Annotated in this window: 11 protein-coding genes; 3 read left to right on the forward strand and 8 right to left on the reverse strand. The window is 75.0% G+C overall.

The annotated features are described in order from the left end of the window. Nucleotides 1-71: 71 nt before the first annotated feature. Nucleotides 72-2720: an aminopeptidase N gene (gene pepN / locus FLM69_RS02505; RefSeq protein WP_141842915.1), complete on the forward strand. Its 2649-nt coding sequence runs from the start codon at nucleotides 72-74 to the stop codon at nucleotides 2718-2720. A 79-nt stretch (nucleotides 2721-2799) separates the two neighbouring features. On the opposite strand, the gene FLM69_RS02510 is transcribed toward pepN, so the two are convergent. The 6 genes from FLM69_RS02510 to FLM69_RS02535 all read right to left on the reverse strand — a co-directional run bounded on the left by FLM69_RS02510 (nucleotide 2800) and on the right by FLM69_RS02535 (nucleotide 7848). Next, the gene (locus FLM69_RS02510) at nucleotides 2800-3444 is read right to left on the reverse strand and encodes a hypothetical protein (RefSeq protein ID WP_223247538.1); all 645 of its coding nucleotides are present in this window, start codon (nucleotides 3442-3444) and stop codon (nucleotides 2800-2802) included. Nucleotides 3445-3817: 373 nt separating this feature from the next. Next, nucleotides 3818-4876, reverse strand: coding sequence for a biotin/lipoate A/B protein ligase family protein (locus FLM69_RS02515; protein ID WP_041103829.1), 1059 nt, complete (start codon nucleotides 4874-4876; stop codon nucleotides 3818-3820). A gap of 103 nt (nucleotides 4877-4979) precedes the next feature. After that, nucleotides 4980-5237, reverse strand: a complete 258-nt coding sequence (locus tag FLM69_RS02520) for a type B 50S ribosomal protein L31 (protein WP_002855042.1) — start codon at nucleotides 5235-5237, stop codon at nucleotides 4980-4982. Nucleotides 5238-5346: 109 nt separating this feature from the next. After that, entirely contained in the window at nucleotides 5347-6189 is an 843-nt protein-coding gene (locus tag FLM69_RS02525; RefSeq protein ID WP_141842917.1) for an RNA methyltransferase, read from the reverse strand. After that, on the reverse strand, nucleotides 6182-7027 hold the full coding sequence (locus tag FLM69_RS02530; protein ID WP_141842919.1) for a sulfite exporter TauE/SafE family protein: 846 nt from the start codon (nucleotides 7025-7027) through the stop codon (nucleotides 6182-6184). Before FLM69_RS02530 ends, FLM69_RS02525 begins: the two co-directional genes overlap by 8 nt. Continuing rightward, complete coding sequence (locus FLM69_RS02535) at nucleotides 7024-7848, reverse strand: ABC transporter ATP-binding protein (RefSeq protein ID WP_052520061.1); 825 nt, start codon at nucleotides 7846-7848, stop codon at nucleotides 7024-7026. The genes FLM69_RS02530 and FLM69_RS02535 overlap by 4 nt, the downstream gene beginning before the upstream one ends. Before the next feature lie 86 nt (nucleotides 7849-7934). On the opposite strand from FLM69_RS02535, the gene serB reads away from it, so the two are divergent. Beyond that, nucleotides 7935-8771 carry a phosphoserine phosphatase SerB gene (serB, locus tag FLM69_RS02540; protein ID WP_141842920.1) on the forward strand — a complete coding sequence of 279 codons (837 nt, stop codon included), beginning with the start codon at nucleotides 7935-7937 and terminating at the stop codon, nucleotides 8769-8771. Between the two features lie 73 nt (nucleotides 8772-8844). Here the strand turns inward: serB and FLM69_RS02545 are convergent, their stop codons facing one another. Together FLM69_RS02545 and FLM69_RS02550 are read right to left on the reverse strand one after the other, a co-directional pair. Further along, on the reverse strand, nucleotides 8845-9603 hold the full coding sequence (locus tag FLM69_RS02545) for an SDR family oxidoreductase (protein WP_141842922.1): 759 nt from the start codon (nucleotides 9601-9603) through the stop codon (nucleotides 8845-8847). 37 nt (nucleotides 9604-9640) lie between these two features. Continuing rightward, entirely contained in the window at nucleotides 9641-10387 is a 747-nt protein-coding gene (locus FLM69_RS02550; RefSeq protein WP_002855336.1) for a beta-ketoacyl-ACP reductase, read from the reverse strand. Between the two features lie 171 nt (nucleotides 10388-10558). Here FLM69_RS02550 and FLM69_RS02555 point away from each other — a divergent pair, with 171 nt between their 5' ends. After that, nucleotides 10559-11026, forward strand: coding sequence for a DUF3099 domain-containing protein (locus FLM69_RS02555; protein WP_141842924.1), 468 nt, complete (start codon nucleotides 10559-10561; stop codon nucleotides 11024-11026). Nucleotides 11027-11417: the final 391 nt, after the last annotated feature.

Genomic DNA, 11417 nt, shown 5'->3' on the forward strand with positions numbered 1-11417 from the left:
CCGACGCGCGGGCACGCCCCGGTGTGTCCGCGCGTCGCCGTCCCCGCTGGATCCCCGACCGGAGGCTCGCCTTGACCGACACCACCCCCGACCTCGACGCCACCAACGTCACCCGCGCTGAGGCCGCGGACCGCTCCCGCCTGCTCACGGTGCAGGACTACGTCGTGGACGTGGACCTCTCCGACGCCCGGGACGCCGCGGCCGACACCTATCCGGTCCGCACCGTGATCCGCTTCGCGTGCGCGGAGCCCGGCACGCAGACCCACCTGGACTGGATCCACGGCGGCGTGGAGTCGGTGACCCTCAACGGCACGGCGCTGGACGTGGCCGAGGTCGTGGGCCAGGCCCGGGTCCTGCTGCCCGACCTGGCGGCGCAGAACGTGGTCGAGCTGGTCGGCCGGTCCGTGTACTCCCGGTCGGGCGAGGGCCTGCACCGCTTCACGGACCCCGCCGACGGCGAGGTCTACCTCTACACCCAGTACGAGCCCGCCGACGCGCGCCGCGTGTTCCCGGACTTCGAGCAGCCGGACCTCAAGGCCGCCTTCACCTTCTCCCTCACCGGACCCGAGGACTGGGTGCTGGCCTCGAACCGGCCGGAGGTGTCCCGGACGCCTGCCGGGGACGGTGTCGTCCGGGTGGAGTTCGCCCCGACGCTCCCCCAGTCCACCTACATCACGACGCTGCTCGCCGGCCCCTATGCGCAGTGGGAGGACGCCTGGGACGGTCACCCGGCCAGCGGCGCGCGGGCCGTGCCGCTGCGGCTGTTCACCCGGCGCACGATGGCCGACGCGTTCGACCCCGAGGCCGTGTTCGACGTGACGAAGCGGGGGCTGACGTTCTTCCACGACCTCTTCGGCGTCGCGTACCCGTGGGGCAAGTACGACCAGGCGTTCGTGCCCGAGTACAACCTCGGCGCCATGGAGAACCCGGGCCTCGTGACCTTCACCGAGGACTTCGTGTTCACCTCGCGGGCCACCGCGGTCCAGTACGAGGGTCGGGCCAACGTGATCCTGCACGAGATGGCGCACATGTGGTTCGGCGACCTCGTGACGATGCACTGGTGGGACGACCTGTGGCTCAAGGAGTCGTTCGCGGACTACATGGGCGCCCTCGGCGTGGACGAGGCCACCGACTTCCGGACCGCGTGGGTGACCTTCGCGTCCCGCCGCAAGGCCTGGGCGTACGTGCAGGACCAGATGCCGACGACGCACCCCATCGTCGCGGACATCGTCGACCTCGAGGCCGCCCGTCAGAACTTCGACGGCATCACCTACGCCAAGGGCGCCTCCGTGCTCAAGCAGCTGGCCGCCTACGTGGGCCGTGACGCGTTCCTCGACGCCGCACACCGCTACTTCGCCGCCCACGCGTGGGGCAACGCCTCCCTCGCCGACTTCATGGCGGTCCTCGAGGCCGCCTCGGGGCGGGACATGCGCGCGTGGGCGGACGCGTGGCTGCACACCTCCGGAGTGCCCCGGCTGCGGGTCGACGTCGACGGCGACGCCCCGGTGCTGCGCCAGGAGGGCGCGGACCCGGTCACGGGCGGGCCAATCCTCCGCCCGCACGTGCTGAAGGTCGGCGTCTTCACGCCCGGGCAGGACGGCGTCCTGCGCCGCACCGCCCAGGTCACCGCCGACGTGCCGGGTGGGGCGGAGGGCGCGGCCGTGCCCCTGCCGGACCTCGAGGTCCCCGGGGGCGTCCGCCTCGTGCTGCCCAACGACGAGGACCTCACCTACGCCGCCGTCGCGCTCGACGCGGGCTCGCTGCGCGCGGCCCTGACGCACCCCATCGCGGACCCGCTCGCGGAGGCCACCGTATGGGCCGCCCTGTGGTCGATGACCCGCGACGGCGAGCTGCCGGTCGCCCGGTTCCTGGACGCGGTGGCGACGCTGTCCGCGCGGATCGCGACCGTGGGCGTGCACGCGCAGGTGCTGGCGCAGGCCGCCGCGGCCGTGGGCCAGTACGCCCGCGCCGAGGACCGGGGCGCGCTGCGGGCCCGGCTGGGCGGGGTCCTGGCCGAGCAGACCCGCACGCTCGAGGCCGGCTCCGACCGCCAGCGCACCGCGGCCCGCACGTGGGCGACGCTGGCGCGGGCGGACGTCGGGATGGCCGCGGCCCTCGAGGCCGCCCTGCTCGGCGAGGACGCGGCGACGCCGGCGCCGGGCCTGGCGATCGACGCGGAGCTGCGCTGGCTCGTGCTCCAGGCCCTCGCCGCGACCGGCCGGGCCGACCAGGACCGCCTGGACGCGGAGCTCGAGGCCTGCCGCACCGCCCAGACGGTCACATGGCACCGCCTCGCCGCGGCCGCCCGCCCCGAGGCCGAGGTCAAGGCCGCGGCGTGGGAGGCGGTCATGTCCGGCCGCACGGCCACCGGCACGGAGCTGTCCAACGACCTGCTCTCGGCCACGGCGGCCGGCTTCGCCGCGGGGGAGGTCGAGCTCCTCGCCCCCTACGAGTCCGGCTTCTGGCCGCGCCTGACCTCGGTGTGGGCCTCGCGGTCCAACGGGCTGGCCTCGCGCGCGATCGGCGGGCTGTTCCCGGGCCGCCAGGACGCGGTGGCCGGCGACGCGGACGCGCAGGAGTCGCACCCGACGCTGGCCGCGGCCCAGCGCTGGCTGGACGAGCACCCCGACGCCCCGGGGGCCCTGCGGCGCCTGGTCGTGGAGCACACGGACGCCCTGCGGCGGTCCCTGCGCGTGCAGGCGGCGCAGCCGGCGGGCTGAGCGGTAAGTCCTCCCGCGCAGAGTGGTCACGACACGCCGCCTCCCCTCGGGCGAGACGGCGTGTCGTGACCATTCCAGCTCAGGGCGCGGCGACGCGGAGCACGCGTTCCCGGCCCACCCGGCGCAGGCCCACGGCGTCGGCGGCGCGCTGGGCGTCCCGGTCGCGCATCCCCACCCGCTCGACGACGACGGGCCGCGTCTCCAGCACGGCCGTCAGTTCGGCGTGGCGCGCCACGTGCGCGGCCCCGCCGTCCGGGTCGAGAGACAGCGCCTGCCGGTCGGCCGCGTGGAGCCAGGCCGCCGACACGTCCTCCACCGGGCCGCGCAGGTGCGCGCCGAGGGAGGCGTCGTCGAGCAGGTCGGAGACGTCGGCGTCCGCGAGGCGGGCCACGAGTGCGGGTGGCCCGGCGACCACCGCGGTCGTGTGGAGCAGGACCACGTGCAGCAGCTCCGGGTCGGCGTCCGCGGCGGGCGCGAGCACGACGCCCGGGTCCTCCCACGCCGTCGGCGCGACGCCGAGTCCCGCGGCCAGCCCGGTCCGCAGCGCGGCGGTCGCGTCGGCGCCCAGCACGTCGGCCGGCGCGACCGTGCCGAGGGCCAGCGGGTGGACGCCGAGCAGCCGGTTCAGGGCGCGGGCCTCGCGGTGCGCCCGGTCCACGAGGGCGGCCAGCTCGGGCGAGGTCTCCCCCACCAGCGGCAGCTCGCGCAACGTTGCGGCACCCACCGGCACCCCGGCCTCGGCCGCGACCGCTGCCAGCGCGTCCCAGTGTCGCGTCTCCTCCTGGGCAGGCGTGCGGCCGCCGCCCGGCTCGTCCAGCCGCGGTCCGTGAGCAGAGGCACGCGGCGGCCGGAGGCCAGCTCCAGCTCGAGGGCGCAGTGGACGTCCACGGTCGACCGTGGGCGCCCCGGGGCGTCGGAGCGGGCGATCAGGCGGACGGGGGCGTCGTCGTCGGGGGTCATGGTCCGATCCTGACAGAGCCGCCCCGCCACACCTCGACGCGTCGGGGGCGGTTTCGGGCGGTATTCACGTCGAATACCACCGCAAACCGCCCCCGGACGGAAGCGTGCCGGACGGTGCCGGGACGCCGTCAGGCGGCTCAGGGCACCCGCGCGGTCCACTCCGGGGTCGCGAACTTGGTGCGGGCCAGCTGCTCGGCCTCCTCACGGGTGGCCTCGTCCAGCTCGACGCGGCGGGCGCCGTAGCGCTCCTCGAAGGTGGTCATCATGGTCTCCCAGATCTCGGCGCGGGAGACGCCGGTCTGGCGCCGGAGCGGGTCCACGCGCTTCTTCGCCGAGGTCACGCCCTTGCCGCGCAGCTTCTCCCGGCCGATGCGCAGCACCTCGAGCATCTTGTCCGCGTCGATGTCGTAGCTCATCGTCACGTGGTGCAGCAGCCCGGCCGTGCCCACCCGCTTCTGCGCGGCGCCGCCGATCTTCCCCTGGTCCGTGGCGATGTCGTTGAGCGGCTGGTAGAACGCGTGCACGCCGAGTCGGGAGAGCGCGTCCATGGTCCACTCGTCCAGGAACGGGTAGGTCTCCGCCGTCTCCAGCCCGTCGACCAGCGACGACGGGACGTGCATCGAGTACGTGACGCAGTTGTCCGCCTCCATGAACATCGCGCCGCCGCCGGAGATCCGCCGCACCACGTTGATGCCGTGCCGCCGCGCCCCCTCGGGGTCCACCTCGTTGGCGAGCGACTGGAAGGCGCCGATCACCACGGCCGGCTCGTTCCACTGCCACAGGCGCATGGTCGGCTTGCGACGTCCCTCGGCCACCTGCCGGGTGAGCACCTCGTCCAGGGCCACGGTGAGCGCGATCGGCATCGGCTCCGGCCCGATGACCTCCCACTCGTGGTCCCCCCACGTGGTCGCCTTGCCGAGGGCCCGACGCACGGCCGAGGCCACCGCGAAGGCGTCCACGCCGAACAGCTCGGCCTCGGGTCGCAGACCCCGCTCGACGGCCTCCCGGATGACGCGGTGCTCGGCGTCCGCGGACAGCCCGGCCACCGCCGCGTTGAGGTCCTCGAGCGCCTCATCCGGCTCGAGGAAGAAGTCGCCGTTGATGCTCGCGGTCGCGATCCGGCCGTCCGCGAGGCTCAGGTCCGCCGCGACCAGCTTGCCGCCGATCACCTTGTATTCACCGTGGAGAGTCGTCATGCCCGTCAGCCTACGGGCGACGCGACGGGCCCCGCACCGCCCGGATCGCTCCGGGGGCGCGGGGCCCGTCGTCGTGGTGGGCGTGCGGCTCAGGCCGCCGCGGTCACTTCTTGCCGCCGAAGCCCTTGAAGCGGGCGTTGAAGCGCTCGACGCGGCCGGCGGTGTCCATGATGCGCTGCTTGCCCGTGTAGAACGGGTGCGAGGCGGCCGAGATCTCGACGTCGATCACCGGGTAGGTGTTGCCATCGGTCCACTCCGCGGTCTTGTCGGAGTTCGCGGTGGTGCGGGTGAGGATCTTCTCACCGGAGGCGAGGTCGTTGAAGATGACGTAGCGGTAATCCGGGTGGATCTCAGACTTCATGGTGCATCCTTCGTTTCAGCCGCCTGATTGGGACCAGGGGCGCGAGAGGTGTGGTCAGGGGGTCCGCCGGAGGGCGGGCCAGCCGCCCACTCTACCGCACCCGGGCCGGTCAGCGCGCGCGCAGCTCCCACAGCGCGACCGCCGCGGCCGCGGCCACGTTCAGCGAGTCGACGCCGGCGGGCATGGGGATGACGACGTCGGCGTCGGTCTGGGCGAGGGTCTCGGGCCGGACCCCCGGCCCCTCCTGGCCGAGGATGAGGGCCAGACGCTCGGCGGTCCGCAGCGGCTCGATCCGGGCGGAGTCCAGGCCCACGGCCCGCTCCGTCACCTCGAGGGCGGCCACCGCGAACCCGGCCGCCCGCAGCGCGGGCAGCGACTGGGCGACCGGACCGGGCAGGCGCGCCCACGGCAGGCGGAACACCGTGCCCATCGAGACGCGGATGGCGCGCCGGTAGAGCGGGTCGGCGGCCTGAGGGGTGAGCAGCAGTGCGTCCCAGCCGAGGGCGACGGCGGAGCGCACCACGGCGCCCAGGTTCGTGTGGTCCACGAGGTCCTCGGCGATGAGCACGCGCCGGGCGCCCGCGAGGACGTCGGCGAGCGGCCGGGGCGCGGGGCGGTCCATCGCGGCCAGGGCGCCGCGGTGCAGGTGGAAGCCGGTGAGGGCCTCGAGCACGTCGTCGGGTCCGGTGAAGACCGGGACGTCCGGATGGGCGGCGAGCACGTCCGCGAAGGACCCGCGGTAGCGGTCCCCCAGCAGGAAGGAGCGCGGGGTGTGTCCGGCGTCCAGTGCGCGGCGGACCACCTGGGAGGACTCGGCGAGGAAGACGCCGTGCTCGGCGTCGACGCGACGGCGCAGCGCCGCGTCCGTCATGGTCGTGTAGGGGGCCAGGCGGGGGTCCGCGAGGTCCTCGATCCGCTCCAGGCGCACCTCGCGGGCCCTGCCCTCACCCACCCGAGACCTGCCGCATCACCATGACCACCAGCCCGGCCAGGCCCACGATCACGATGGTGACGCGCAGCGCCGTCGGCGAGATGCGCCGCCCGATCCGCGCCCCCACGAGCCCGCCCACGAGCGAGGAGAGCGCGATCAACAGGACGGCCCGCCAGTCGATGCGGTCGAAGGCGAAGACCAGGTAGAACGCGGCGGCGGTGAGGTTGACCACCAGCGACAGCCACGTCTTCACCGCGTTGGCGTGCACGAGGGTGCCGCCCACCAGCAGCACGCCGAAGATCGCCATGAGCATGACGCCCTGGGCGGCCACGAAGTAGCCGCCGTAGATGCCGGTCAGGAACACGAGCGTCCACAGCGTCGGGGTCACGGGGCCCACCGGCACGGGAGAGTCCGCGCCGGGGGTCGGCCCCTGGTCCTCCGCCCGACGCCGGACCCACCCCTGGATGCGCGGCTGCAGCACCACGACCGTCAGGGCCACCACGAGCAGCACCGGCGCGACGTAGCCGAACACGGCCGGGGGCAGCGTGGTGAGCAGGGCGGCGCCGATGACCCCGCCGAGCAGGGACGCGACGGTCAGCTTCGGCAGGAGCGCCCGGGACTGGGCCAGCTCGCGGCGGTACCCGTACGTGCCGGAGAAGCCCGAGGCCACCAGGCCCATCGCGTTGGAGACCTGGGCCGTCACGGGCGGGAAGCCGACCGCCACGAGCGTCGGGAAGGTGACGAGCGTGCCCGAGCCGATCACCGAGTTGATCGTGCCGGCCCAGAACCCCGCGAGCAGCACGAGCAGGACCTGCCACAGGTCCATGCCCAGCAGCTGCGCGGTCAGCAGCGCCGTCACCGGGCCACGGCGGTGTACCGACCGCCGGTGCGCGTCACCTTCAGGTCCGTGCCGAACGCCGCGGAGAGGTGCTCCTCGGTGAGCGTCGACTCGATGGGCCCGGCCGCCACGACGCCGCCGTCCCGCAGCAGCAGGGCGTGCGTGAAGCCCGGGGGCACCTCCTCGAGGTGGTGCGTGACGAGGACCAGCGCGGGCGCGTCCTCGTCCGTGGCGAGCGCCGTCAGCTGGCGCACGAGGTCCTCCCGCCCGGCGAGGTCCAGGCCCGCGGCGGGCTCGTCCAGCAGGAGCAGCTCGGGGTCGGTCATCAGGGCGCGGGCGATGAGCACGCGCTTGCGCTCACCGTCGGAGAGGGTGCCGAACGCGCGGTGCGCGAGGCGGGAGAGCCCCCAGGTCGCCACGAGGCCGAGCGCGCGGGCGCGATCCTCCGTCTCGTACCGCTCGCGCCACGTGCCGGTGATCCCGTAGGCGGCGGTGACGACGGCGTCCTGCACGGTCTCGTTCGCGGGCACCTGGGCGGCGAGCTGGGCGGAGGACAGGCCGATGCGCGGGCGCAGCTCGAACACGTCGACGGCGCCGAGCACCTCGTCCAGCACGCCGACGTCGCCGGCGGTCGGGTGCAGGCGGGCCGCGGCCAGCTGGAGCAGCGTCGACTTGCCGGCGCCGTTCGGGCCCATCACGATCCACCGCTGCCCCGCGCGGACCGTCCAGTCCAGGGGGCCGAGGATGTCGGTGGTGCCGCGGCGCACGCGCACGCGGCGCATCTGCAGCACGGCGTCCTCATCCGGGAGGAACCAGTCGTCGGGAGGCGCGGGGGTGGTCATGGGGGCCAGCCTAGTCCGGCCGGCCGGCGCGTCGCCGATGCGACGCACGCCCGGCCGCGCCCACACCGCCACCTAGGATGCCGCGCATGAGCACCCTGCGCCGCCTCGTCGTCACCGCCGACCCCGCCCTCCTCGTCACGGACGCGCCCCCGGCCGGCGTGCCCGACGACGCCGAACGGCTCGCCGACGACGGCCTGCGGGGCTGGCGCTTCGCCGCGGACGAGTGGGCGGCGGCCCCGGAGCCGGGCTCCGGGTGGGACGTGCTCACGCTGCCGGCGGCGGTCGCCGCTGTGCCGGCGCCCCTCGTGGTGACGGACGTGGACTCCACGCTGATCCGGCAGGAGGTCATCGAGCTGCTCGCCGCCCACGCCGGCCGCGAGGCCGAGGTCGCTGAGGTGACGGAGCGGGCGATGCGCGGCGAGCTCGACTTCGCCGCCTCGCTGCACGCGCGCGTCGAGGCGCTCGCGGGGCTGCCCGTGGGCGTCGTGGCGGACGTGGTGCGGGCCATCCGGCCCACCGAGGGAGCCCTCGCGCTGATCGAGGCCGTCACCGCGGCCGGCGGCCGGGTGTGCGCGGTCTCCGGCGGCTTCACCCAGGTGCTCGCCCCGCTGGCCGAGGCATGGGGCGTGCACGCCTACTGCGCCAACGAGCTCGAGGTGCGGGACGGGCACCTGACGGGGAAGGTGCTCGGCGACGTCGTGGACCGCGCGGCGAAGGCCGCCATGCTGCGCGCCTGGGCCGAGGACGCGGGGCTCACCCCCGAGCAGGCCGTCGGCGTGGGCGACGGCGCCAACGACATCGATCTGCTCGAGGCGGCCGGCTGCGGCGTGGCGCTGTGCGCGAAGCCGATCCTCCGGGAGCACGCGGACGTCGTCGTCGACGTGCCCTCCTTCACCCCCCTGCGGTGGCTCCTCGGTCTCTGAGGCGCCCGCGCCCGGAGGTCACGAGGGCCGGATCCCACGGATCCGGCCCTCGTCGTCTGGGGTGTGGTGGGGTTCAGTCCTGCCCGAGGAAGTCCTCGGCGCCGCCCACGAGCTCGGTGTGGCCGACCTCGAGGTCCTCGCGGCCCACGAGGGAGGCGATCTCGGCGGCGAACTCCTCCACGGAGTAGAGCTTGCCGGCGGCCTCGCGGCGGGCCTCGATGGCACCGGGCTCGGCGCGGTCGAGCAGGGTGGCGGTGATGGTGCCCTCGATCATGTCGCCGGAGACCACCACGAAGCCCACGCCCTTCTCGGTGAACGCGGGGATGCGCTCGCGCAGGGCGTCCTCGCCGGCGCGCTTGGAGCGGGCCACGGGCTCGTAGGAGTCCATCGTGGCGACCTCGTCGATGAAGTGCGCCTGGTGGGAGGTCACGAACACGATCTGCCCGCCGGCGCCCATGCGCTCGAGCGCGGCGTCGGCCAGCGCGGCCTGGGCGTCACGGTTGAGCTTCATGGCGTAGTCCTCGCCGAACTGGGACTCCATGCCGCCCGAGGCGTTGAGCACGAGCACGTCGAGCGAGCCGAAGTGCTCCACGGCGGCGTCCAGCAGCGCGGCCCGATCCTCGGCGACGGTCACGTCGCCGCCCACGGCCACGGCACGGCCGCCGGCGTCCTCGATCCTCTGCACCACCTTGTTCGCGCGCGGCGCCTTCTGGCGGTAGTTCACCACGACGCCCGCACCGCGGGCGGCCAGCAGCTCGGCGGTGGCGGCTCCGATGCCGCGGGAGGAGCCGGTGACGACGACGCCGCGTCCGGCCAGGTCCTGCTCGGTCATGTTCTGTGCTTCCTGTCTGCTCAGCGGTCGGTGGTCGTCAGTGGCCCATGCCCAGGCCGCCGTCCACGGGGATCACGGCCCCGGAGATGTACGCGGCCTCGTCCGAGGCCAGCCAGCGCACGACGCCGGCCACCTCCTCCGGGGCGGCGAAGCGGCCGGCCGGGATGGACGTCTTGTACTGGGCCTTGAGCTCGTCGTCGAGGGACTGCGTCATCTCGGTGTCGATGTAGCCGGGGGCCACGACGTTCGCGGTCACGCCGCGCGCGCCGAGCTCGCGCGTGATCGAGCGGGCCATCCCGACGAGGCCGGACTTGGAGGCGGCGTAGTTGACCTGGCCGGGCGAGCCGAGCAGGCCCACCACGGAGGAGACCAGGACGATGCGGCCGCGCTTCAGGCGCATCATGCCCTTGGTGGCGCGCTGCACCACGCGGAAGGCGCCGGTGAGGTTCGTGTCGATCACCGAGGTGAAGTCGTCCTCGGACATGCGCAGCAGCAGCTGGTCGTGGGTGATGCCGGCGTTGGCCACGAGCACCTCGACCGGGCCGTGGGCCTCCTCGACCTCGCGGAAGGCGGCGTCCACGGAGGCCGCGTCCGTCACGTCGGCCCGGACCGCGAGGACCCCCTCCGGCCCCTCCCCCGAGCGGGAGGTGATGGCCACCCGGTCGCCGTTCGCGGCGAACGCCCGGGCGATGGCCAGGCCGATGCCGCGATTGCCCCCCGTGACGAGGACGCTGCGGCCGGCGGCCTGCGCGTCCGCTGCGGGCGTGGTGGTCTGATCGGCCATGGGAACACCTTCCGGACGGGACGGGACTAGACTGGAGCACCGGCGCGGCGCCGTCGACGCCGTCCTGCGGGACGCCGCCGAGGGCGGGCGCGCCGGCATGTGAACCACCACTCTACGTCCGCGGCCGCGCGGGGGCCCTCCGCAGGGCGCGACGTGCCAGGAGGATGCGCCATGACCAGCTCCGCCGCCGGCTCCCGAGCCGGCCGTCCCGCCCGCGCCGGGCGCGGGACGACACCGGAGGTCCAGGGGGTCACCACCGCCGCCGCCGGCCGCAGCGCGGACCGGGAGGCGCGCATGAAGGGCTACCTGGTCCAGATGCTGCTCCGCACCGCCTGCTTCGTCGCCGCGCTCTTCACCCACGGCTGGTGGCAGCTCGGGTTCATCCTCGGCGCGGTCGTGCTGCCCTACGTCGCCGTCGTGCGCGTGAACAACACCGGCCCGCAGCAGGCCGGCACCCTGCGCGCCGTGCCCGCCCAGGGACCGGCCCTGGCCCCCCGCCCCGACGACACGGCGGCGCCCGAGCCGGTCGTGCTCACCGGCGACCTCGTGGACGACCCGCGCGACCGTGCGCCCCGGGCGCTGGGCCGAGGGTCCTCGTCCGCCGGCGGTCCCGGCCTGCCCGGACGGGGCGCCGCGTGATCGGGGCGGGCCCGGGCGAGCCGGACATGGACCTGCTGGGCGCCCTCGCGGCCGGCCGCCTCGACCCCGCAGCCGGTGCCTCCGCCACCCGATCCCCGCACGCCGCCGCGGACGGGCCCGAGCGGCCGGTCTGCTCGCGTCGCGGCTGCACCGCGGAGGCCGCCTGGGCCCTGGAGTGGAACAACCCGCGCGTCCACGCCCCGGACCGGGTGAAGACCTGGCTGGCCTGCGCGGACCATCGGCCCTTCCTGGACGACTTCCTGAGCGCCCGATCCGGTGACCACCCAGGGCGAGGTCGTCCACGCGGCCGACCGCATGCGCGAGCTCGGCCTGCACCACCTGGGCGTGCTCACCTTCCACCAGCACGTGGAGCGCGCGCGGCTGCTGGCGG

The organism is Micrococcus sp. R8502A1, assembly GCF_006704135.1.
Taxonomy (GTDB): Bacteria; Actinomycetota; Actinomycetes; order Actinomycetales; family Micrococcaceae; genus Micrococcus; species Micrococcus luteus.